Consider the following 23,080-nt stretch of genomic DNA (forward strand, 5'->3'; position numbering starts at 1 on the left):
ACGCGATCGGTGATCCGTGATCGGTGGTCACGAGCCCGATGCCGATCCGGACTCGCGACCGCGGATCAAGGACTTGCGTGCTCGATCCGCAGACCCGCGCTCGATGGCGCGCGGCCAGGCTGAGGTCTTCAGCCTGGCCTTAACGGATTTCTACAGCCCGGATTCAGCGCCGGACTGCTTGAATCCGGGTCATGCTGCGCGATGGACCGCGCGGATCTGGCGCCGACCCGGCAGTGAAGACCGAAGGCGACGCCGACCGATACCGAATTCGTCCAGGCCTGCGCCTTGCGCAGGCCGCGCTGTCAATGGTCCCAGCCTCGCCGCTGGCGATCCGCCAGGCAGCACCGTCCAGGAGTCCGCAATGACGCAGCCCCGTCGCCTTGCTCTCGTTCCGTTCGCCCTGCTGGCCAGCGGCCTCGCCGCAGCCCAGCCCGGCCCGAATGCTGAGAACGTGCGCTACACCTATGCCACCGTGCTGAGCGCGGCGCCGGTCTACGAAACCATCCGCTTCTCCGAGCCGCGCGAGGAGTGCGAGGACGAGCGTGTGGTCTACCGCGAGCGCGATCCCGGCACCGCCGGCACCGTCATCGGCGCCATTGTCGGTGCGGCGGTCGGCAACCAGGTCGGCGATGGCGACGGCCGTCGTGCCGCTACCGTGGCTGGCGCCATCGCCGGTGGTGCGATCGGCCGTAACGTCGATCGCAACAACAGCCCAGAGCGCCAGTACGAGGGCACCGAAACCCGCTGCCGCGTGGTCGAGGTGAGCCGCGAGGAGCGTCGCCTGTCCGGCTACGACGTCGAGTACCGCCTGAAGGACGAAGTCTTCTTCGCGCGTCTGCCCTACGACCCCGGCAACAACCTGCGCGTGCGCGTCAGCGTGACGCCCGTCGAATAAGCGTCGTTTCAGTCGAAAGTCTCATGGGGGCCGGCTTGCTGGCCCCCGCACCCTGTGCCATCCTCCGCCCCCATGTTCACCAAGCCCGCCGACGCCGATGTTCTGACCAGCGCCTATATGGCGGCTGGCATGACCTCGCGCGCGCGCCGACTGGAAGCCCACATCGCGGGGTGATCCGGGCGTTTGCGACGCAGCTGTGACGGAAAGCCCGGCCTGTGTGCCGGGCTTTTGCGTTTCTGGCCCGGCGCGCGGCTGAGGTTCTGCTGTTCTTCCCTCTCCCCGTGTGGGAGAGGGGGTGGGGCAGAGGGGAGGCTTACCCAGATGGGAGCGCCCCCCTCTCTCCAACGCCTCTCTCACAGGGCGAGAGAGGGTTGAGCGGTCCGCCCTGTTGACGCGCTTGAGCCGCGCTGCGGCCCAGGTCTTGTTGCACAGGTTCAACGGCTTCATTCCACCAGGTTTCCCCTGCGCCAACGATTCCGCCCCACTCCGATTACCCAGCTCCATCGAATCCACACCACGACGAGACCCGACGGATGAATGCACCGCTGATGAGTCACTTCCTGAACACCCAGGACTGGACCCGCGAGGGCCTGGACGCGCTGCTGCAGCAGGCGGCCGCGTTCAAGCGCAGCAAGCTCGGCGAGCAGATGCGCGGGCGCTCGATCGCGCTGGTGTTCTTCAACCCGTCGATGCGCACCCGCACCAGCTTCGAGCTGGGTGCTTTCCACATGGGCGGTCATGCGGTGGTGCTGCAGCCCGGCAAGGATGCGTGGCCGATCGAGTTCGAACTCGGCACCGTGATGGACGGCGACACCGAGGAGCACATCGCCGAAGTGGCCCGCGTGCTGGCCCGCTACGTCGACCTGATCGGCGTGCGCGCGTTCCCGAAGTTCCAGGACTGGTCGGTGGACCGCGAGGACAAAGTGCTGCGCGCCTTCGCCAAGTACTCGACGGTGCCGGTGATCAACATGGAGACGATCACCCATCCCTGCCAGGAGCTGGCGCACGCGCTGGCCCTGCGCGAGCACTTCGGCACCGACGACCTGCGCGGCAAGAAGTACGTGCTGACCTGGACCTATCACCCCAAGCCGCTGAACACCGCGGTTGCCAACTCGGCGCTGACCATCGCCACGCGCCTCGGCATGGACGTGACTCTGCTGTGCCCGACGCCGGAATACGTGCTCGACGAGCGCTACATGCGCTGGGCGGCCGACAACGTCGAAGAGGCCAAGGGCAGCTTCCGCGTCAGCCATGACCCCGATGAGGCCTATGCCGGTGCGCACGTGGTCTACGCCAAGAGCTGGGGCGCGATTCCCTACTTCGGCCGCTGGCACGAAGAAAAGCCCATCCGCGACGCGCACAAGCACTTCATCGTCGACGAACGCAAGATGGCGCTGACCGACAACGGCGTGTTCAGCCACTGCCTGCCGCTGCGCCGCAACGTCAAGGCCACCGACGCCGTGATGGACAGCCCCGCCTGCATCGCCATCCACGAAGCCGAGAACCGGCTGCATGTGCAGAAGGCGGTCATGGCGGCTCTGCTGCGCTGAGCCGCCGGGATTGGGGATTGGGGATTGGGGATTGAAGAGCGCTCTGCGCTTCGATCCCGGGCCTCGCTTCCGAGTCCACGCGCTGCGCATCGATTCCTGTTTCAGACCTCCCCTAGTCCGGTAACCGCCATGTCATCGAACGCCGCATCGCCCAATCCCCAATCCCCAATCCCCAATCCCGGCCCCATCGTGCTTGCCTTCTCCGGCGGCCTCGACACCAGCTTCTGCATTCCCTGGCTCAAGGAGCGCGGCTACGAGGTGCATACCGTGTTCGCCGATACCGGCGGCGTGGATGCCGAAGAGCGCGCCTACATCGAGGCCCGCGCGGTCGAGCTGGGCGCCGCCAGCCATGTCACCGTCGACGGTGGTCCGGCGATCTGGGAGGGCTTCGTCAAGCCTTTCGTCTGGGCGGGCGAGGCCTACCAGGGTCAGTACCCGCTGCTGGTGTCGGATCGCTACCTGATCGTCGATGCCGCGCTGAAGCGCTGTGCGGAGCTGGGTACCAAGCACATCGCGCACGGCTGCACCGGCATGGGCAACGACCAGGTGCGCTTCGATCTCGCGGTGAAGGCGCAGGGCGACTACGTCATCGTCGCGCCGATCCGCGAGATCCAGAAGGAGCACACCCAGACCCGCGCCTACGAGCAGGCCTATCTGGAAGCACGCGGTTTCGAAGTCCGCGCCAAGCAGAAGAGCTACACCATCAACGAGAACCTGCTGGGCGTAACCATGTCCGGCGGCGAGATCGACAAGTGGGAGGCCCCGGGCGAGGGCGCGCGCGGGCTGTGCGCCAAGCGCGCCGACTGGCCCGCCGCGCCGCTGCAGCTGCGGATCGGCTTCGAGCACGGCGAGGCGGTCTCGATCAACGGCGAGCGCATGGCTGGTGCGGCGCTGCTCGCGCGGCTCAACGCCGAGTTCGCGAAGTACGGCGTCGGCCGCGGCCTGTATACCGGCGATACCACGATCGGTCTGAAGGGCCGGATCATCTTCGAAGCCCCGGGCCTGATCGCCCTGCTCGCGGCGCACCGCGCGCTGGAAGAAACCGTGCTGACCAAGCAGCAGAACCGCTTCAAGCCCGAGGTGGCGCGCAAGTGGGTGGAGCTGGTCTACGAGGGCTTCTACCACGACCCGCTGAAGTACGACCTCGAGGCCTTCCTCGCCAGCTCGCAGGCCAAGGTCAATGGCGAGGTCACGCTCGAAACCCACGGCGCCCGCGTCGATGCGGTGGCAGTGACTTCGCCGCACATCCTCAACGCCAAGGGCGCGGTCTACGCGCAGTCGGCCGATTGGGGCGTGGAAGAGGCCGAGGGCTTCATCAAGCTGTTCGGCATGAGCAGCACGCTGTGGGCGGAAGTGAACAAGTAGTTGCTTGTTGAGCCCCTCTCCCGGTGGAGCGAGCCGAGTCGCTCATGGACCTCCGGTGGGGGTCCATGACTCGGTGAGCCCGAGCGCAGCGAAGGCGCAGGGAGTTGGGGAGAGGGTCCGGCAGAGCCGAGCCTTCAGACCATGACTCCGTATGCCCAAGGCAGACCCAACCCATGCTCGACCGCATCCTTCACCACCTCGAAAAACTGGTCGCCTTCGACACCCGCAATCCACCGCGTGAGATCGGGCGCTCGATGTTCGACTACCTGCAGCGGGCCCTGCCGGGCTTCCGTTTCCAGCTGACCGACTTCGGCGCCGGCGCGATTGCCCTGCTGGCCGTGCGTGGCGCTCCGAAGCGCGTGTTCAACGTGCACATGGACACCGTGCCGGACTCGCCGCACTGGAGCGCCGACCCGCACGCGCTGCGAGTGACATCCGACCGTGCGATCGGCTTGGGCGCCTGCGACATCAAGGGCGCCGCGGCCTGCCTGATCACGGCCGCCGAGCAGACGCAGGGCGATGCAGCCTTCCTGTTCACCACCGACGAAGAAGCCAACGACGCGCGCTGCATCGCCGGCTTCCTCGCCCAGGGTCATGACTTCGTTGAAGCCATCGTCGCAGAGCCCACCCAGGCCCGCGCGGTGCTGGCCCATCGCGGCATCAGCTCGGTGCTGATGAAGTTCAAGGGCACCGCCGGCCACGCCTCGGGCGCGCAGGCGATGGAGCAGAGCGCCCTGCACCAGGCGATCCGCTTCGGCGGGCGCGCGCTGGATTTCGTGCAGACACAGGCCGGAGAGAGCTTCGGCGGCTTGCAGGGATTGCGCTACAACATCGGCCGCGTCGAGGGCGGCATCAAGGCCAACATGATCGCGCCCGCGGCCGAGCTGCGCTTCGGCTTCCGCCCGCTGCCCTCGCACTCGATCGACGGCCTGCACGACACCTTCCGCGGCTTCGCCTCGGTGGACGCATTGGCCCACTACGAGGAAACCTTCCGCGGCCCTTCGCTGCCCTCGGGCGGCGACACGGCCGAGAAGTTCGCCCGCGCCGAGGCGCTTGTCGCCGAGCTCGGCCTGCCGGTCGGCCCGGACGTGGATTTCTGGACCGAAGCCTCGCTGTTCTCCGCCGCCGGGCTGACCGCGATCGTGTACGGCCCAGGCGACATCGCCCAGGCGCATACGGCCGATGAGTGGGTGGCGCTGGAGCAGCTGGAGGCGGTGGCGAAGACCTATTTGCGGCTGTTTGGTGGCGCATGAAGATTGCCGACGGCCAGGGGGCCCCCGAGGCCTTGGCGGCATTTTGCTATGAGGCAGCTCAACTGCTTTGCTCGGGCGATTTCTCTGCCTTGGCCCAGCGGTTCGGCTACGCGCTGGCCTTCGAGCGGGACCCTGCTACAGCCATCCGCGATGACCTATCAGCCATCCTCTCAGAGCTGGGAGCATCTTCCCTCGGGCCACCACTCTCCCTTCCTTGTGTAAGCCGCTTGAAGCCGAATGACACCGCTTTGGTCGCGTCAGTCGAACAGCGCATTCCTACGAACAATGGGCGCCACGTTCTGCTTGAACTCGTTGTCTCCGCACACGCGGCCGATAGGCACCTTGTACTGGAGCAGATCAGCGCGGCGGACTAAGTGCTCCTGCGAATGCTGCCGGGCGGCGACGCTCGGCTGAGTTGTTCGCGGCTTTTTCTGAATCCGAAAGCAATCCTCCTTGCGATGGCCTCAATCGAAGCGAACAAGCCCCTCTCCCCCTGAGGGAGAGGGGTTGGGGAGAGGGGGCGAATCTCGCGGCAAGCGTCATCCCCCTCTCCCCCGACCCCTCTCCCTCCAGGGGAGAGGGGAGACAAGCAGCTCCGTGCGAGCGCATCCGCGCTCTGTTCGGCCCCGCACCCATCTCCACTCTGCAGAACCCATCCCAGCCCCATGGCCAAAGAACTCCGCCCCACCATCGTCCGTCTGCTCTCCAACATGGCCTCGGCCAAGGAGATCCAGCAGTACCTGAAACGTTTCTCGCAGGTCGATGCCGAGCGCTTCGCCCTGGTCAAGGTTGGCGGCGCGATCCTGCGCGACGAGATGGACGCGTTGGTCAGCTCGCTCGCCTTTCTGCAGCAGGTGGGCCTGACGCCGATCGTGCTACACGGCGCCGGCCCCCAGCTCGACGATGAGATGAAGGCCGCCGGCATCTCCAAGCAGACGCTCGACGGCCTGCGCGTGACCACGCCCGAGGTGCTGCGCATCGTCCGCCGCGTGTTCATGAGCGAGAACCTGCGCCTGGTCGAGGCTCTGCAGGTGGCCGGCGTGCGCGCGACCTCGATCCCCGGCGGCGTGTTCGAAGCCGACTTCCTCAACAAGCGCAAGTACGGCCTGGTCGGCAAGGTCACCACGGTGCACACGGAAGGCATCGAGGCGGCGATCAAGGCCGGTTCGATTCCGGTCATCACCAGCCTGGGCGAAACCGCCGGCGGGCAGATGGTGAACTTGAATGCGGACTGGGCGGCCAACGATCTGGTCAAGCAGCTGCAGCCTTACAAGATCGTGTTCCTGACCGGCACCGGCGGCTTGCTCGACGGCGAGGGCAGGGTGATCGATTCGATCAACTTGTCGACTGAGTACGCCCACCTGATGCAGCAGGACTGGCTGCACTCGGGCATGAAGGTCAAAATCGAGCAGATCCACGACCTGCTGATGCAGCTGCCGCCATCTTCGTCGGTGTCCATCACCAAGCCGGACGAACTCGCGAAAGAGCTGTTCACCCACCGCGGCTCGGGCACCCTGGTGCGCCGCGGCGAGAAGATCCATTCGAAGAAGAGCTTCAAGGGCCTGGATCTCAAGCGCCTGCAGGCGCTGATCGAGTCGAGTTTCGGCCGCAAGCTGGTCAAGAGCTACTTCGACACGGTCAAGCCCTACCGCATCTACGTCAGCGAGCACTATCGCGCGGCGCTGATCCTCACGCTTGAGAACGGCATCCCGCACCTCGACAAGTTCGCAGTCAGCGACGACGCCCAGGGCGAAGGCCTGGGCCGCGCCGCCTGGCAGGTGATGCGCGCCGAGAACCCCAAGCTGTTCTGGCGCTCGCGGCGCGAGAACGCCATCAACGATTTCTATTTCGGCGAGAGCGACGGCTGCATGAAAGGCGAGCGCTGGAACGTGTTCTGGTACGGGCTGGAGGCTTTCGAGGACATCCGCTTCGCGGTCGAGCACTGCCGCGCGCGGCCGGTCACGCTGAAGGGCTGAGCATGGAGCCGATCACCACCCCGCCGACGCTGATCGGCGAGCACGTGCAGCTGCTGCCGCTGACGCGCGCGCATGCGCCGGCGCTTGTGCGCGCGGCCAGCGACGGTGAGCTGTGGAATCTGCGCGTGACCTCGGTGCCGAATGCCGACACGGTCGAGGCCTACATCGCGCGCGCGCTTGATGAGCAGGCGCAGGGCCGGGCGCTGGCGTACGCCGTGCTCGATGCGCGGGGCGATGTCGCCGGCAGCACGCGCTGCTGCCATATCGACTGGAGCCTGCCGCGGCTGGAGATCGGCTACACCTGGTACGCCCAGCGCGTGCAGCGCACGGCGCTCAACACCGAGGCCAAGCTGATGCTGCTGCGGCAGGCCTTCGAGCGCTTCGGTTGCGTCGCCGTCGAGCTGCGCACGCATGCGCAGAACCTGCGCTCGCGGGCGGCCATCGAGCGTCTGGGCGCGAAGCAGGACGGCCTCCTGCGCCGACACATGCGGATGCCCGACGGGCATCTGCGCGACACCGTGGTGTATTCGATCCTCGATGCCGAGTGGCCGGAGGTGCGGGCGAATCTGCTGCGGCGGCTGGGGCGGGAGGTGCAGTCATGATCGACCGCTCCCTCCGGGCAGAAGCCCGCGGTGCCCAAGCTTTGCGAGTAGGTTGGGGTAAGCCGAAGGCGCATCCCAAGGTCGCAGCAGCGGATCTTGCGACGCGCGATGTTGGGCCGCGCTGCGCTTGGCCCAACCTACGTGAGGCGGCGCTTGGCATGCGGCTCGCCGTGAACAATCCTTGTCCTGCAGGTGCCGCAAGGCCCGGAGTTTCCGCCCCATGAGTTCCAAGATCCGCATCGGCCTGATCGGCGCCCGCGGCTACGTCGGCAGCGAGCTGATCCGCTTGCTGAAGAACCATCCCGCGTTCCAGCTCGCCTTCGTCAGCTCGCGCGAGCGTGAGGGTCAGCGTGTGGCGGACTTCGAGGACGGCGTCGATCCCCTGCTGCTCTACGTCAACCACGGCCCGGAAGCCGCCGCCAAGGCCAAGGCCGATGCGCTGGTGTTGGCCCTGCCGAACGGCAAGGCGGCGGAGTTCGTGGCTGCCGTCGATGCGGCGGGCGTCGATCCGGTCATCCTCGATCTCTCGGCCGACTACCGCTTCGATGCACGCTGGTACTACGGCTTGCCCGAGCTGACCCGCGTGCGCGCGCCGGGCGAGCGCCGCATCAGCAACCCGGGCTGCTATGCCACGGCCATGCAGCTGGCGATCGCGCCGCTCGCCGGGCGCATCCACGGCCCGGCGCAGTGCTTCGGCGTCAGCGGCTACAGCGGTGCCGGCACCAGCCCCTCGGACAAGAACAACGTCGAGCTGCTGCGCGACAACCTGATGCCCTACAGCCTCGCCGGCCACATCCACGAGCGCGAGGTCAGCGTGCAGCTGGCCGAGGACATCGAGTTCATGCCGCACGTGGCGCCGCACTTCCGCGGCATCACGATGACGGTGAACCTGCATCTGGAAGCGCCTACCACGGTTGCTGAGCTGCTCGATCTCTATCGCGCGCGCTACGCGAACGAGCCGCTGGTTCGTGTCACGGAAGCTGCGCCCTGGGTCAGCCGCATCGCCGGCAAGTCGGGCGTCGAGATCGGAGGATTCACCGTGTCGGCGGATGGACGCCGCGTGGTGATTGTTTCCACCTTGGACAATCTGCTGAAGGGTGCCGCCAGCCAGGCGCTGCAGAACCTCAATCTCGCCTTCGGCCTCGATGAGTTCGCCGGCCTCACCGCACAGGAGCGTCTGCCGTGAGTGGACTGCTGTGGCAGAAGCCGGGCGTCAAGGTCGACGCCCGCATCCAGGAGTTCCTGGCCGGCGAAGACGTGATCCTCGACCGCGAGTTCATTCGCTTCGACATCATCGCCAGCCGCGCGCACGCGCAGGGCCTGCAGCGCATCGGCATTCTGAGTGCCGATGAACTCGCCGGCATCGAGCGCGAACTGAGCGCGCTGGACGCGGCGATCGTATCGGGCGCTTTCGTGCTCGATGCACGCTTCGAGGACATGCACAGCGCCATCGAGGCCTGGCTGACCGAGAAGCTGGGCGACGCCGGCAAGCGCATCCACACCGGTCGCAGCCGCAACGATCAGGTGCTGGTCGCCACCCGCCTGTGGCTGAAGGATCGGCTGGGCCGCCTGCAGGCGCTCTGCGTCGAGACCGCGCAGGTGGCACTTGAGCGCGCCGAGGCCGAATCGATGCTGCCGCTGCCCGGCTATACCCATCTGCAGCGCGCGATGGTGTCGAGCTGTGGGATGTGGTGGGCGGCCTGGGCCGAAGGCTTCATCGACAATGCCCAGCGCGCCCGCGATACCCTGGCCTTGATCGACGCCAACCCGCTGGGCAGCGCCGCCGGCTACGGCATCAATCTGCCGCTGGACCGCGACCACACCACGGCCGCACTGGGCTTCGGCCGCATGCAGCTGGCGGCCACCTATGCCCAGCTCTCGCGCGGCAAGTTCGAGCTGGCCGCGGTCGAGGCGCTGGGCTCGGCCACGCTGGACTTGCGTCGTCTGGCCTGGGATCTGTCGCTGTTCACCGCCGCCGAGTTCGGCTTCGTCAAGCTGCCCGCCGAATACACCACCGGCAGCTCGATCATGCCCAACAAGCGCAACCCCGACGTGGTCGAACTGATGCGCGCCGTGCACGCCTCGATCTCGGCGGCGCGCACCGAATTGGACCAGCTGCTCAGCCTGCCGTCCGGCTACCACCGCGATCTGCAGTTCAGCAAGGGCGCGATCGTGCACGCCTTCGGCCGCGGTCTGTCCGCCTTGGCCCTGCTGCCCGACCTGCTGCGCAACCTCGAATGGGTGCCCGAACGCATGCGGGCCGCGCTGGAGCCTTCGATGTACGCCACCGACCTCGCCGTCGAACTCGCCCGCGACGGCCTGCCCTTCCGCGAGGCCTACGTGCAGGCCGCCGACCCCGCGCGCTGGGCGCAGCGCGATCCGCTGGCGAGCATTGAAGCGCGCGTCTCGCCGGGGGCGTCGGGGCAGCTGCGCTTGGAGGTGTTGCAAGCGAGGCTGGCAGGTTTCGAATAAAGCGCGGCGAGTGAAGATCAGCCTGCTTCCGGGGGGATGCGCCGAGCCTGGCATGCCGTTCGGGGCCCGGTCGAATCTGTCGCGCGAACTTCGAGCCTGATCCACGCTCTCAGCAGCACTCTGATTCCAATCCGGTGGATGACATGAGACCTCTGCTTGGCTTGTTTCTGTCGGCAGGCCTGCTTGCCTCGCTCGGGGGATACACGAGGGTAGATACCTTTCATGTCCGCCGCGCTGCGCTTGACGATCCACGCTACCTGCAGGAATTCGAGGCGCGGCGACAGGTGCTGGGTCGCGACGCTCTGGGCCTGTATGCGCACCGCATCGCTCCCGGGGATGGCTGGGTCATGGCCTATCGCCGCTTCAGTCCTGGCGGCGTATTCACGATAGATGACGAGAGTTTCGAGAAGCTGACTCTGTGGCTGGCTGAGCCACGGATGTATGGGGAGCGTACGGTCGAGCTGCCGAGCTCCGAAGCGCTGGTCGTCTATTCGCGCGGTGGTTCCGCGTGGCCGGTCGCCGCCTGCTCCGGCTGGCTCTCCACCGGCCAGGTGAGCATCCAGCCGAAAGGTCAGCGCATTCTTGTCGAAGTGTCAGGAACGCTCGCCGAGACGACAGGGAGCTGCCCTCCAAGCATCGCTCTGTCGTTCGAGGCGAATCACCTGAAGGACGTGAGCCTGCTGACGCCGTGGCTGGGTGCAAAAGGAGATTCGCCGTACAGCGAGAGCTACCGGAGATGAGCGGATCGAGCGGACTCCCGCGCAATCAAGACGCGCCAGCCGCCGCCCCAGGCAGCGCCGCACCGGCTCCCGCTTGGACAGATCGAAGGCACGCCGGACATGGCCACTGCTTTCGCGCTGCGCCCCAATCTCCGGAGTAGCTCGGTCGGCGCCGCATGCGCGAGGAAGCCGTACCCCGGTGCGTTCGACTGAACCGTGTGCTCAACGACCGACGGGAGTTGCTCGATGCCGATGATCTGCCGACCTTGCGTGTGGTCGGCAGATCCTTCATGAGCTTGTTCGGCGGCGATCATGCGCTGCGCAGGGTCTGCGCCGATGCCTCGGCCTCGCCGTCCCGATTTGCGCGCAGCACGCCGATCGGGCGCCGTGCATAGGCGTGCAGGTCGATACCGCTCATCAGCAGCAGGTTGGCCAGCATGCTCCGCGCGCTGACATGTTCCTGGCGGATCAGCGTCGCCTCCAGCAGCTGTTTGATCGTGTTCGGCTTGAAGCCGAGCGTGTGCTTCGAGTGCATCGTCAGCTCTCCTCCCCAGCCGCCGGAAGCAGCTTCGCGCTGAACGAGGGCGCTGGAGAACCATTCCTGTGCGGAGAGGAATCTGCCCTGTTGCAGCAGATGCCAACCCATCGCGGAGCTTGAGGCTGCCGAGCCATGCAGTCCGGCGAGTCTGTGCCATGCGACCCGCGCCTTCGCTTTCCGGCCTGCTGCGCCGGCCCCGTGGATGCGAAGCAGATGAGCGGCTGCTTCCGGCTCGCCTGCCGCAGCCAGCGCCCGCAGGCGCCGCTCTCCTTCCGGTTCGCCTATTTGGTGCAGCAGAGCCGCATGACGTGCGCGGATGCGCGGGTCGCGGGCGTTGGCTGCAGCTGCTACCCGCTGACGTTGGTCCGCGGATAGGCCTTCCCGGGCAGACCTGTCCAAGTCGTGCAGTAGCGCCAGTTCGGCGGACTCGAGATCACCGCGCCCAGCCTGCGCGCGCAGGCGCTCGATCAACGCATCGGGCAATCGTGGGTGGTGGTACCGCAGCAGCCATTCACGAGCCGCTGCCTGGGTTGCGCTGGCGCCACCGAGTCGGCGGTCTGCGCGGTCCAGCAACCGATTGGCGGCTTCGGCGTCCTGCGGGATGCCCCGGCCGACCGCGTGGGCGAGAGCCAGCAACCACAGGGCTTCCGAAGAACCGGCCTCAGCGTAGTCCAACAGGCTGTCGATCGCACGCTCGCTGCAGTCGGCGGCGGCACTGGCGATGCATAGTCCGAACAGGGCTCTCGCAGCGCCGAAGTCCTCCGCTGCCAGCGCTGAGAGGCGCTCGGCAAGGCCGACCCGGTCGCCATGCTCGAAGGCGCGCACCACGCGCGCGAGGTGCGCGCTAGCGCCGCCGTCCCAGTATTCATCGCCGCTATCGATCACTGCCTGGCGCAGTTCGGCGGTGAAGGCAGGGCTGACCTCCGCGGGATCGCGCACGACCAGCTGACGCCAGCTTTCCGCAAGATCGAAGATCCAGATCTGCTCACGCTCGGTGACTGGATCGTAGACCGACATCTGCAGCAGGAAATGCGGCCCCTGCAGAGGCATTGGATAGTAGGCATGCAGGACCTGCAATTCCAGCGCTGCCGCCATCAGCCAGGCATCCGACTCGTTCAGCGCCGGCATCGGCGGAGCGGAGCTTGCCGGCGCGGGATTTCCCGACAGTGCGTGGCGGGAAAGTGCTGCAAACGCTGACAGGGCGGCCTCGCTACGCGTCTCGTCGGCAACCGCGTCGGCGCAATCCATTTCCGTGTACCAGAGCGCCAGACTCACCGGTGCCTGTCGGAGCGCGTTCGCGAACGCCTCAGCGTGTACCGCACAGGCACCGGCATCAGTATTGCCCTCCGCGTCGTACATGCTGTCGGCCAACCTGATTGCGCCAGCCACCTGAGCGGAGTCGGCGTGCGCGAGAAACTGCGTCCAAGCCTGTTCGGCCGGCACGTCGCCGGGTCGCGGCAGTGCGGGGGGCTCGGCGCGCGCGCTTGTGAACGCGCTGAACAGCATCAGCAGGCACGCAAGCACACGGGTCATGAGCGGCGCCGACTGTGGGCCGTAACGAAACGGCAGTGGACTGCCGATGGGAGGCCGCCGCGAGGGGGCTGTGCCGTGGGCGGACGCACTGCGGTCAATCTCTGTGCTCCTCCGGGACCTCGACAGCGTCGGCGGGCTTGATCTCGGCGGGCTGAGCGGCTTCCGGGCGGATTCTCGGCTTGACCAGCGGGCCCTCAGTGCGCGCGTCTTCGACAAACGCCTCGCGTCGCTCGAAGCGCGCGAGCTTGTCCTCGAAGTACGCGACGGCGTTGCGGTGGATGCCCTCTCTGCGAAGCGTTCCGACCATCGTCCGCAGCCGTTCGGAGGCGCCCTCGAAGTCTCCCGCGGCGGCCTCGCAGCTGGCCACCGTGTCCTGGGCGAAGTAGTCGTCGTCCTGAATGCGCTTGAGCAGCTCCTTTGCTTCGGTCAGGCCGGCCTCGACGTCGCGGTACTGATCGTCAGCGGCAGTGCACAGGCTCCAGGCCAGATTGTTCAGCGCGACCAGGTCGCCCTGCTGCGCGGCTGCGCGCCAAAGCGACAGGGCGTCCTGGGCGCTGCCCTCGATCAGCCCGGCCGCCAGGTGCAGCGCCAAGCTGTCCATGGCCACGGTGCGGCCGGCCTCGGCCTGGGATCGCAGCAGGGTTTCGCCATCCTCGCCGGGCCGCGCAGCGATCAAGCCTTGCAGCAGGGCGCTGGCCAGCACCAGCTGTGCGTCGGGATCCGAGCTTGCCAGGCGCGAGCGCAGCAATCGCCCCGCCTTCTCCGAATCCGGTGGCCGGTCCGTGGCCTTCTGCAGCAACACCGTTGCAAGCAGACGGCGTGCGAGCGCGCTGTCTTCAAATTCGATGACGACATCGAGAATGCGCGCCCACGACTCTGGCGACCCCCCGTAGAGACCGCCGGCCTGCAATGCGAGATCAACCGCGCGCGCGCCAGAGGCGAGGTGCCCTTGGATGAACGCGGAATAGAACCAGGCCTGGGCAGTCCGGCGCTGCCCTCGATCCAGCATGTGGCGAGCCATGCGGGCGCTGGACGCCGCCCGGCCGTGCATGCCGGCAAGCCTGTGCAACTGCGCGCTCAGCTCGGGGTTCGCGGTGAGCATCGCTCTGCCCCGTCGCGAATCGAGAAAGGCCGCTGCTGCGCTCGGCTCACCCTGTCTCGCGAGCGTGAGAAGCGAATGCAGGCTCTCGTCTTGGCCGCCGCGCTGCAGAAGGGCGGCGTAGAGGGCGCGGATCCGCAGGTCATGCGCCTCGGCAGCGGCGGCGTAGCGTCGCAACTGAAGGGGCGAGACGCGCTTGTGCACCAGTCCGTTGAGTTCGTTCGCAAGCAGCAGTTCGGAAGCCTCGGTGAGCCCATCGTCGGCGAGGCGCTCGATGCGCTTTTCGAGGATCGGCGGCAAGGACGGCAGCCGATACAGCAGCAGCCACTCGCGTGCTGCCGCCAGCGTCGCTCTCGACTGTCCGAGGCGAGCGTCGGCGCGGTCGAGCAGGATGCCGGCGGCCTCGGAATCGCGCGGCACTCCGCGTCCTTCAGCATAGGCGGTGCCGACCAGCCACAGGGCTTCGGCCGAGCCCTCTTCGGCGAAGCGCAGCAGGCTGTCGATCGCGGCGTGCGAGCACACGCCCGGATTGCGCACCACGCACAGTTCGAAGAACGCGCGCGCTGCGCCGAAGTCGGTCTGCGCCATGACCTGCAGCTGTCGCGGAACATCACTGGTGTCGCGCACCGCCAAGGCATCGACCACGCGCTGCAGCCGCAGACCTGCGCTGCTTTCCGCTTCGCCCTCCGACGGTGTCATGTAGGCGTTGCGGAAGCGCCAGGCGAAGGCAGGACTCAGAGCATCGGGATCGCGTACGAAAAGTGGACGCCAACTCTCGACGGCATCGAAGATCCAGATGCGCTGGGTCTGCTCGGCAGGATCCGCCACGGTCATCTGCAGACGCACGTGGGGGCCGCTCAGTGGCATCCGGTAATAGGCATGCACGACCTCGAGCTCAAGTGCCTCGGCGAGCAACCAGGCGTCCGCCTCGCTGACGATGGGCATCGGTGGCTCCTCGCTGGCGATCAGCGGAGCACGGGCCAGTGCGTAGCGGGAAAGGCTGGCGAAGTGTGCCTCGGCGCGCGCGAGTCGCTGTCCGTCCTGCAGAGCTTCCGCGCAGTCCATCTCCGCCTTCCAGAGCGCAAGGCTTACTGGGACCCGCTGAAGGGCATCGACAAGCCTGCTCTCTTGCTCGGAACAGGCGCTTTCTTCGATGCCGCCTCCGTAGTCGAACAGATCGTCAAGGACTGACATGGAATCCGCAGCGCCGACCGGATCCGTGACGGCGTGGAACCTTGACCACAGGGCCTCTGCCGACGGCAAGTCGGCCGTGGCGGGGTCGAGGGCGTTGGCGGGCAGCGCAAGCGCAAGCCCCATCAAGCCCGAGGCAAGCAGGGATTTCATGGAGTGCTCCGTACACACTTGAATCGATGTCGGACGGGATGACTTGAACGTGGCTGCCGGACTCAGATTCCGGGAGACCGCAGTCGGGCCTCGCCTACTGGGTCGGCTGCTCGATCAGAGCGCGCAGGCGTCTACTGCGCTCGCGCGCGCTTGATTCCCGCGGAGGGTTGAGATTCATGCGAACACTCAGCGCGTCGACAGCGGTGCGGCGCTGGTCGAAGTGCTTCGCCTGTGCCTCGACCGGAACGTGGTCGCCCTCCGATCGATAGGTCTGGACGATCCTCAGCCCGCCGTCGATGCGGGAGATCTCGCGACGGTACGCGAAGGCATGATCCGAGATCTCCACGTCACCCGGAGCTTCGCCGCTGCTCCAGTCTTTGGGCAGCACCAGTTCGACCGTCTGCTCCAGTGTGAGCGGATGCGGGCGCCACAGCGGATGCGCGCGCTCGAGGGCCCCCTCCAGCCGAAGCAGGGGAGCGATCATGTCCGCGTAGAAGTCGATGGTCCGGTGGGATGGCGACTCGTGGTTCCAAGGCTTCTGAAGCGTGTAGGTTTCGTGCATGCGCAGCACTCCCGCCGCTTCATCGTCTTCAATGCGCAGCGGCTCGGCGACCTGGAGTTCACCGTGCAGGCGACGGTAGTAGTCAGCGAAGTCACGCGAAAGGCGGTCCGCTGAACTGGCGGCGATCTCGCGTCGGCGCTGGTTTGCGGCACCGCCGCGCAACTCGGTGGTGATTTCGAAGCGCACGCTGCGGCCGTCTTCCTGAACCACGTATCGCTCATGCACGCTGCGCTCCGAGCGGAGCTCGCGCAGCTCGCTCATGTCCCGAAGTGCGGCAGTGGACGCGGAAATCGGCAGGGCGAGGCCGAAGTCGCTGGCCTGTCGCATGGCCAGAGGGCCGCGCTGGTGGGTGAGCGTGGGGTCTAGCCAATAGCGTCGCCCATTGACCTCGGCCTCGACGATGACGTGATCGAACTGGGAGGCTGCGGGCAGACCCTCTCCGATTGCCCGTTCCCGTTGCGACGATACCAGTGCCGGATTCGCCTGCACGCCCATGCGCTCCAGCAGGTGCACCAGCAGCAGGGCCTTGTCCTTGCAGTCACCGAAGCGTCGATCCCAGCTGGTCATCGGTTCCGCCGGCCGATGCGTGCTGTCGCCGAGCAGCACGCTGAAGTAGCGGACCTCGTCCTGCACCGCTTGCAGTGCCGCGGCGACGCGCTCTTCGGGCGAGGACAGTGTCTGCCACTGCGCCAACCGCGCCTCCAGTTCGGCAGGCAGGGGCTGCTGACGCGGGTACAGGTCGGTGGCCCAGGCAACCACGTCCCTCCAGGCCTTCCGCGGCGCCACCTCGATCATCGGTACCGTCGAGTACCACGGCGGCGTGTTGTCCTCTTGCGCCACGGCCGCAAGATTCTCGCCAACCCATTGCAGACGCTGACCGTCCTCCAGTTCGAGCAGCGCAGGCGCCTGGTCGCTGTTGATCAATCGGTAGCTGGGCTCGATGCCAGGGGCGAAATCAACGCGAACCCGACGCAGCAGGATGGGGTCGGTCCAAGCCAGACTGAAGGCGTCATGGGTGTGACCGCCCATGACTGGATTCTCGCCCTCCACGCTGTAGGCATAGCGCACCACGTCGCCGGGGCGCACATCGGCGATCACCATCAGGGCGCTGACCGTACCGGTCGACATGTCGGATTCGAAGTCCCCCTCGCGCTGGGCGAGGGTGATCCGCGCGTCCGCCATGCGATCCTGCCATTGGCCGTCGCGGCGCAGCTCGATTCGGTGCAGATGCAGTGTCTGATAGTCGGGGCTGAAGTCGATGGTGAAGCGTCCCGCATACGCCAACATCGCCTCGGTGGTGGCTTCGAAGGCAGTATCGAAGTAGCGTCGGCGTCGCTCGGTTCTCCGATCGACCTGTGCGTCGATCAGCCAGTTTCGCCAGCTGGTGTCGCTGGCGCCGGGAGCGTCTGCAGGCCAGCTGGAGGCAACGGTGGCCACTTCGACCCAGTCAGGCACGGGGCTTCGGTAGTAGTAAAATCCACCGCTTTCGTGGCGCGTATCGGCGGCACCTGCCAGCCCTGCGAGAGCGCTCAGCGAAAGTGCCAGGCAAACGCCGGCAAGGGCACGTAACGACATCGATCAACCTCATCAAATTGCGCGAACGGCGCTCGGGCGAGTCTAGCAGCGGCCATGCCGTGCGGCACGGCTCGTGGCGCGGGGGGGCGTGATCTGGCAACCGAGCGATAGCGGAGCCGGATGAGCCGCTCGCCTTGTGCTTGATGCGCCTGCGCGAGCTCGTCGCTCCCGGGGATCGCTACTCCTCCAGGACAGCTCGGCACTACGCCCCGCACCGGGGCTATGGGAGTCGATGAGCTTTGCGCTCAGACAGCATCAACAGCATCGGCAGCTCCGAATCCCACTCGATATTCCGTCGCTCCGGTCCCTGCTCCTTCAGCTCGATCGCTTCGGACCGGGTCCACCAGCGCCAGATCCCCAGATGGTGCAACCGAGTTTTCCGACCTGCCCCCACCCAGCCGTACCCACCGACGCTAGCAATAGTCGGTCATCCTGAGAGGACGGACCTGCGCAAAAGTCGATTCACCCCCGAGTAGATCATCGGATTCATCAAGCAGGCGGAGGCGGGGTTGGCCGTAGCTGAGTTGGGTCGCCAGCATGGCTTCGGTCCTGCCAGCTTTTATGCTTGGCGGACGAAGTGCGGCGGGTTCGAAGCGAGGGACGCCAAGCGGCGCAATGAGCTTGAGTCGGAGAACAGCCGACTGGAGTGCTTGCTCGCCGAAGCTCATCCGGACATCGCGGCACTAACGATCTGCTTCGGTGTGTGGCGCTAGCCCCACTGGGCAAGCGCGAGGCGGTCCGTCGCATGCTGCTGCCGGTTTGGTGAGCGAGCGATGACCCGCCGGGAATTGCTCGGACGCGTCCACAGGAAACCCTCGACTCATGAACACGCAGGCCTGCCGTTTGCTACTCGTGTTGGTCGCCTCGGCTACGGCGTCGCCCTGCCACGCCGAGGGCAGCGCATTGCTGACGGAGCGCAGCACTTGGGGCGAGCTCGCGCGGCTTTCGGAGCCCACGAAGGACTGCCCGGGAGGACGCTTGGAACAACTTCGCCAGCGTGTCGGTGTGGCAGGCCCTTCCTCGATCGAGGAGCTCGATCGGCAACAGTCGGAGGCTGAGGTGGCAGACCGGAAGGCCGATGCAGCGACCTCGATCGTCTGGCTCTACCCGGTGTCGGACTTCATCCGGCAGAACCTGCGGGCACCCTCCGAGCTGTATACCTTCGAGTACTCCACCGATCCCGACCGATCTCCCTGGTGGGGCTTTCGGGGCCTGCTGGTAGCGCGAGAGGGGTGCGTGATCCACGCCGAGATCACCGGATTCGATCACGGTTGATCTGACAGATCGGGCGCAGTGCGTCGGCTCGCGCGATACCGGATCAGGGCGAGGTCGAGCTTGCTGCAACCGACGATGGCGAGCATCGCGATCCTGCGAGAGCGTTCGCGCACCACGCGGGGCCTACGGTTGGCAGAAGCATTCCGCTGCTACCGAGCCTGGTCTATTGGTGCTCGCGGCTGCTGTGCTCGCGCGTCTGCAGCAGCTCCAACTGCCGCTCGAAGTGCCGCCGCTCCGGCCCCTGCTTCGACAGCTCGAAAGCCCGACGGAAATGCGCTGCAGCATCCTCGCTGCGACCCAGCCTCCGCAGCAGTTCCGCCCGCGCCGCATGCGCCGGGCAGTAGTCCTTCAGTGCGCCGGAGTCGATCAGCTGTTCGATGAGCGGCAGGCCGTGTTCCGGGCCGGCCGCCATGGCGATGGCGACGGCGCGGTTCAGTGCCACGACCGGCGTGTGTTCGATGCGCAGCAGGACTTCGTAGAGGCCGACGATCTGGCGCCAATCGGTATCGGCGGCGGATGGCGCTTCGGCGTGGACGGCGGCGATCGCGGCCTGCAGCTGGTAGGGGCCGATGCGGCGGGCACGCAGCGCCTGCTGCACGCGGGCGCAGCCCTCTTCGATGAATGTGCGGTTCCAACGCGTGCGGTCCTGGTGCTCCAGCAGCACCAGCTCGCCGGCCTCGTCGCTGCGTGCGGGGCGGCGCGCTTCGGTCAGCAGCATCAGCGCCAGCAGGCCCTGCACCTCGGCTTCGGGCAGCAGCTCGACCAGAAGGCGGCCCAGGCGAATGGCCTCGCCGGAGAGATCGCCGCGGGTGAGCTGTTCGCCGAGCGTGGGCGCATAGCCCTCGGTGAAGACCAGATAGACCACCTTGAGCACGGCGTCCAGGCGCTGCGCCAGTTCGTTCGGCGCCGGCACGATGTAGGGGATCTTGGCGTCGCGGATCTTGGCCTTGGCGCGGACGATGCGCTGGGCCAGCGTGGCCGGCGAGGTCAGAAAGCTGCGCGCGATTTCTTCGGTTGTGAGCCCGCAGACTTCGCGCAGGGTCAGCGCGACCTGCGCCTCGAAGGCGAGTGCGGGGTGGCAGCAGGTAAAGACCAGGCGCAGGCGGTCGTCTTCGACCGGTTCGAACTCATCGAGCTGGGCTTCGTCGCGCAGCAGCTCATCCTCGATGGCGATGCCGCGCGCGATCTCGTCGAAGCGCGCGCGCCGGCGTACGCGGTCGATGGCCTTGAAGCGGCCGGCCGAGACCAGCCAGGCGAGCGGATTGGCCGGCACGCCCTCTTTTGGCCACTGCTCGACGGCGGCCGCGAAGGCGTCGGAGACCGCATCCTCGGCGAGCTCGAAGTCGCCGAGCAGGCGGATCAGGGTGGCGAGCACGCGCCGCGAGTCGCTGCGGTACAGCGCATCGATCTGCGCGGCGAGTGTGGGCGCAGCCTCAGCCATCGGCGCGTGCGCCGACCAGTACCTCGAAGCCGCCATAGCCCATGCGCTTGCAGTCGAAAGGCATGGACTCGGGCGAAATGCCGGCGATGCGCGGGTCTGCCATGACCTTGGCGCCGACCTCGTCGCGGTGCGCACGCGAGCGGTAGCGGATCCAGGCGAAGACCACGGTCTCGCCTTCGCCCGCACCGATCACCTCGGGGAAAGGGCGCGAGAAGTCGTTGTTCATGTCTTCGGCCACGCACTCCCAGTATTCGAGCGCGCCGTGCTCCAGCCAGACCTCGCAGGCGGTCGCGGCGATCTTGCGGTACTCCTCGATGCGGTCGGCGGGGCAGGGCAGCAGGAAGCCGTCGATGTAGGACATGGGTGTCTCCTTGCGTGGGCGTTCAGGGGCCGTGATCGGGAAGGGTGGGCTCGACCAGCTGGGCCAGCAGCTGCATCGACTCCTGCCAGCCGAGGTAGCAGGCCTCGACGGGTATCGCATCGGGAATGCCGCTCTGCTCGATGCGCAGCTCGGTGCCCATCGGCAGCTCGCGAAGTTCGACCGTGGTGAGCATCGTGCCGGGCAGCGCCTCCGAGTCGAAGCGGTCGCTGTAGCGCAGGCGCTGGTTCGGCACCAGCTCCAGGTACTCGCCGCCGAAGCTGTGGGTGGTGCCGGTGGTGAAGTTGGTGAACGACATCCTGTAGAAGCCGCCGACGCGCGGGTCGGAGTGGGTGACCTTACCAGTGAAGCCGTGCGGTGGGCTCCACTTGCACATGGCGTCGGGGTCGAGAAAGGCGCGATAGATGCGCTCGGCGGGTGCGCGGATCACGCGGTGCAGGGTGACGGTGCCGGGCATGTCGGGTCTCCTTGGCAGTGGCTCAGGGCTTGAGTTCGCGAATCGGACGGATCTCGATGCTGCCGACCCGCGCGGGCGGGATGCCGGCCGCGATGTCGATGGCCTCGTCCAGATCCTTTGCATCGATCAGGTAGAAGCCTGCGAGCTGCTCGCGGGTTTCGGCGAAAGGCCCATCGGTGACCTGCACCTGGCCGTCGCGCACGCGCACCGTGGTGGCGGTGGCAACGGGCTGCAGAGCGTTGCCCGCAAGCATGACCCCGCGCTCGACCAGGCCGCTGGCGTAGTGCATGCAGTGGGCGTCCGGCAGCTCGGCCTGATGGGTTTCGTTGTAGTAGACGAGGCAGAGGTATTTCATTTGAGGGCCGGGATTGGGGATTCGTTGGGCTGCTGTGGGGGTGGGCTTGACGGGGGCTTGATTGCCCCGGGTCGACCGTCAGTGCGCTTCCCAGTCTGCTACGGGGCCGAGCGTTCGAGCGAGTGCAGTTCGAGCAGGTAGCCGGGCGGCAGCGGTTCGCGGGTGGCCAGACGCAGGGCTTCGTTGAGATCGCGCGCCTCGATCCACTGCACGGCAGCCACAGCGGCGGCGCGACATTCGGCGAGCGCACAGGGGCGGGCCGGCGTCGGTCCGGGGCCCAGGCGCAGGGCCTCGCCGGCCAGTCGCCAGCGTACGCCGCGCGCTTCGAAAACAGGCGTGTCAGCGGGTTCGTAAAGCAGGGCGAGATAGGGCATGACGCGGGTCTCCAGCCGGTTTCGTCGCGGAATTCGATAACTGGTCGAAGCAGCGGGCGCGCTTTCGACAGCGTCGACTCGCCTTGGGACGCGCTGACGATCCCACCGCCTGCCCTTGAGTCGGCGCGATCGCCGCTGGTGCAGTGGCTCGCAGCGAAGGCGTGGGCGCCACGCGTTCTGCGGGCGGCTGAGGTCGCCGTATCGCATCGCCCGAAGCGCCCGGGTTTCGCGACGCAACGGGCAGTCTGAGGCTGCGAGTCGCGCGGTTGCGGACTGGCTGTGGCCAAGCTCGGCGTGGGCGAAGCGGAACTCTCCCTTGCTCAGCGCTCAGTCGCGCCCTTGCCGGACAGGATCCGGTCGCGAAATTTCGCGATTCGAGCCATTCGGGTGGATGCGGCTTTGGCGCCCCTCAAGTGGATGACGTAGCTGTTGCGCCGCCCTGGCGTCAGTCGGTGAAAGGCCTCCGCAAGTTCTGGATCGACGGCCATCGCGGCGACGAGTTCTTCCGGAAGTTCGAGTTCATGCGTCGCCGTCGGCGGGCGCAGGCCGGCGGCCGCATAGCCCATCGCTTCGGCCAGGTAGGCGCGGATGACCGGCTCCAGCCGAACCACGTCCGCGGGGTCCCTGAAGCGGATCATGTCGGGATGACGCGTGTTCGGCCCCTGCGCTTCGAGGATGCGTTCCGGGTCCGTCATCAGGGCGGCATCGAAAAACGACAGGCGGAAGTCCGCCCGCAGGGCGCCGATGATCGCGACGTTGCGGCCGCCATGCATGTAGCACGGGTGGCCCCATTTCACGGTTTCCTGCAGCCCGGCCTCCCTGCAGATCTGGCGCAGGGTAGCGAGTCCCTCCCGCCAGATGCGGGTCGAGCAGTCCGGGGTCGCGAAGCGCTCACAGCGCCCGCAGCCCAGCGAGAAGTAGTCCTCGATCGCAGTGATCACCCGGGGCCCTCCGCCTCGAAGATGACATCGAAGCTCCCGTAGAGCATGCGCTTGCCGTCGAAGGGCATGTTCTCGTTGAACAACTCCGACCAGCGCGGGTCGGTGTCCATGGAGGCGGCCCATGCGTCGCGGGTCGCCCTGTCGGGCCATTCGATCCAGGAAAAGACGACCGTCTCCTCGTCCCGCTTCTGCACGGCCATCGGAAATGAGGTGAGCTCGCCGTCCGGAACCTGATCGCCCCAGCACTCGCGAAAACTGATCGCCCCGTAGTCACGGAACAGTGGCCATGTCGCGCGGGCGAAGGCGATGTACTCGTCCTTGCGGGCGCTTGGCACGGGGGTCACGAAACCATCGATGTAGCGCATGCGCGTCGTC

At 67.0% G+C, this 23,080-nt stretch carries 20 protein-coding genes and 1 pseudogene; 11 read left to right on the forward strand and 10 right to left on the reverse strand.

Annotated elements, in window-relative coordinates; all coding sequences use genetic code 11:
- Positions 1-361 precede the first annotated feature (361 nt).
- The 9 genes from H4O13_01030 to H4O13_01070 all read left to right on the forward strand — a co-directional run bounded on the left by H4O13_01030 (position 362) and on the right by H4O13_01070 (position 10,853).
- Positions 362-895 (forward strand): glycine zipper 2TM domain-containing protein, encoded by a 534-nt coding sequence (locus H4O13_01030; protein MBE5313969.1) that lies wholly within the window; start codon positions 362-364, stop codon positions 893-895.
- A 548-nt stretch (positions 896-1,443) separates the two neighbouring features.
- A complete protein-coding gene (locus tag H4O13_01035; GenBank protein ID MBE5313970.1) occupies positions 1,444-2,445 on the forward strand; it encodes an N-acetylornithine carbamoyltransferase in 1,002 nt (333 codons plus the stop codon).
- 129 nt (positions 2,446-2,574) lie between these two features.
- Positions 2,575-3,810 (forward strand): argininosuccinate synthase, encoded by a 1,236-nt coding sequence (locus H4O13_01040; protein MBE5313971.1) that lies wholly within the window; start codon positions 2,575-2,577, stop codon positions 3,808-3,810.
- Between the two features lie 173 nt (positions 3,811-3,983).
- Positions 3,984-5,063 (forward strand): acetylornithine deacetylase, encoded by a 1,080-nt coding sequence (locus H4O13_01045; GenBank protein ID MBE5313972.1) that lies wholly within the window; start codon positions 3,984-3,986, stop codon positions 5,061-5,063.
- Between the two features lie 665 nt (positions 5,064-5,728).
- A complete protein-coding gene (locus tag H4O13_01050) occupies positions 5,729-7,039 on the forward strand; it encodes an acetylglutamate kinase (GenBank protein MBE5313973.1) in 1,311 nt (436 codons plus the stop codon).
- Between the two features lie 2 nt (positions 7,040-7,041).
- The gene (locus H4O13_01055) at positions 7,042-7,641 is read left to right on the forward strand and encodes a GNAT family N-acetyltransferase (GenBank protein ID MBE5313974.1); all 600 of its coding nucleotides are present in this window, start codon (positions 7,042-7,044) and stop codon (positions 7,639-7,641) included.
- Between the two features lie 220 nt (positions 7,642-7,861).
- Positions 7,862-8,827, forward strand: a complete 966-nt coding sequence (locus H4O13_01060) for an N-acetyl-gamma-glutamyl-phosphate reductase (GenBank protein MBE5313975.1) — start codon at positions 7,862-7,864, stop codon at positions 8,825-8,827.
- A complete protein-coding gene (argH, locus tag H4O13_01065; GenBank protein ID MBE5313976.1) occupies positions 8,824-10,113 on the forward strand; it encodes an argininosuccinate lyase in 1,290 nt (429 codons plus the stop codon). The genes H4O13_01060 and argH overlap by 4 nt, the downstream gene beginning before the upstream one ends.
- Before the next feature lie 143 nt (positions 10,114-10,256).
- A complete protein-coding gene (locus H4O13_01070; GenBank protein ID MBE5313977.1) occupies positions 10,257-10,853 on the forward strand; it encodes a hypothetical protein in 597 nt (198 codons plus the stop codon).
- A 289-nt stretch (positions 10,854-11,142) separates the two neighbouring features.
- On the opposite strand, the gene H4O13_01075 is transcribed toward H4O13_01070, so the two are convergent.
- The 3 genes from H4O13_01075 to H4O13_01085 all read right to left on the reverse strand — a co-directional run bounded on the left by H4O13_01075 (position 11,143) and on the right by H4O13_01085 (position 17,483).
- Positions 11,143-12,903, reverse strand: a complete 1,761-nt coding sequence (locus H4O13_01075) for a hypothetical protein (GenBank protein ID MBE5313978.1) — start codon at positions 12,901-12,903, stop codon at positions 11,143-11,145.
- A 94-nt stretch (positions 12,904-12,997) separates the two neighbouring features.
- Positions 12,998-15,346, reverse strand: a complete 2,349-nt coding sequence (locus H4O13_01080) for a sel1 repeat family protein (GenBank protein ID MBE5313979.1) — start codon at positions 15,344-15,346, stop codon at positions 12,998-13,000.
- A gap of 94 nt (positions 15,347-15,440) precedes the next feature.
- A complete protein-coding gene (locus H4O13_01085; GenBank protein MBE5313980.1) occupies positions 15,441-17,483 on the reverse strand; it encodes a DUF3857 domain-containing transglutaminase family protein in 2,043 nt (680 codons plus the stop codon).
- Positions 17,484-17,929: 446 nt separating this feature from the next.
- Between H4O13_01085 and H4O13_01090 the strand changes: the two are divergent.
- Positions 17,930-18,231: pseudogene (locus H4O13_01090) on the forward strand (transposase).
- A gap of 74 nt (positions 18,232-18,305) precedes the next feature.
- Positions 18,306-18,758 (forward strand): hypothetical protein, encoded by a 453-nt coding sequence (locus H4O13_01095; protein ID MBE5313981.1) that lies wholly within the window; start codon positions 18,306-18,308, stop codon positions 18,756-18,758.
- A gap of 163 nt (positions 18,759-18,921) precedes the next feature.
- On the opposite strand, the gene H4O13_01100 is transcribed toward H4O13_01095, so the two are convergent.
- The 7 genes from H4O13_01100 to H4O13_01130 form a co-directional block, all read right to left on the reverse strand.
- Positions 18,922-20,199 carry an RNA polymerase sigma factor gene (locus H4O13_01100; protein ID MBE5313982.1) on the reverse strand — a complete coding sequence of 426 codons (1,278 nt, stop codon included), beginning with the start codon at positions 20,197-20,199 and terminating at the stop codon, positions 18,922-18,924.
- Complete coding sequence (locus H4O13_01105) at positions 20,192-20,560, reverse strand: DUF1428 domain-containing protein (protein MBE5313983.1); 369 nt, start codon at positions 20,558-20,560, stop codon at positions 20,192-20,194. The genes H4O13_01100 and H4O13_01105 overlap by 8 nt, the downstream gene beginning before the upstream one ends.
- Before the next feature lie 22 nt (positions 20,561-20,582).
- Positions 20,583-21,035, reverse strand: a complete 453-nt coding sequence (locus H4O13_01110) for an SRPBCC family protein (protein ID MBE5313984.1) — start codon at positions 21,033-21,035, stop codon at positions 20,583-20,585.
- A 22-nt stretch (positions 21,036-21,057) separates the two neighbouring features.
- Positions 21,058-21,390, reverse strand: coding sequence for a YciI family protein (locus H4O13_01115; GenBank protein ID MBE5313985.1), 333 nt, complete (start codon positions 21,388-21,390; stop codon positions 21,058-21,060).
- 98 nt (positions 21,391-21,488) lie between these two features.
- Positions 21,489-21,764, reverse strand: a complete 276-nt coding sequence (locus tag H4O13_01120) for a hypothetical protein (GenBank protein MBE5313986.1) — start codon at positions 21,762-21,764, stop codon at positions 21,489-21,491.
- Between the two features lie 320 nt (positions 21,765-22,084).
- Complete coding sequence (locus tag H4O13_01125) at positions 22,085-22,705, reverse strand: YdeI/OmpD-associated family protein (protein ID MBE5313987.1); 621 nt, start codon at positions 22,703-22,705, stop codon at positions 22,085-22,087.
- Entirely contained in the window at positions 22,702-23,070 is a 369-nt protein-coding gene (locus tag H4O13_01130) for a DUF1428 domain-containing protein (protein ID MBE5313988.1), read from the reverse strand. Before H4O13_01130 ends, H4O13_01125 begins: the two co-directional genes overlap by 4 nt.
- Positions 23,071-23,080: the final 10 nt, after the last annotated feature.

The organism is Lysobacterales bacterium, assembly GCA_014946745.1.
Classification (GTDB): Bacteria; Pseudomonadota; Gammaproteobacteria; order Xanthomonadales; family Xanthomonadaceae; genus Aquimonas.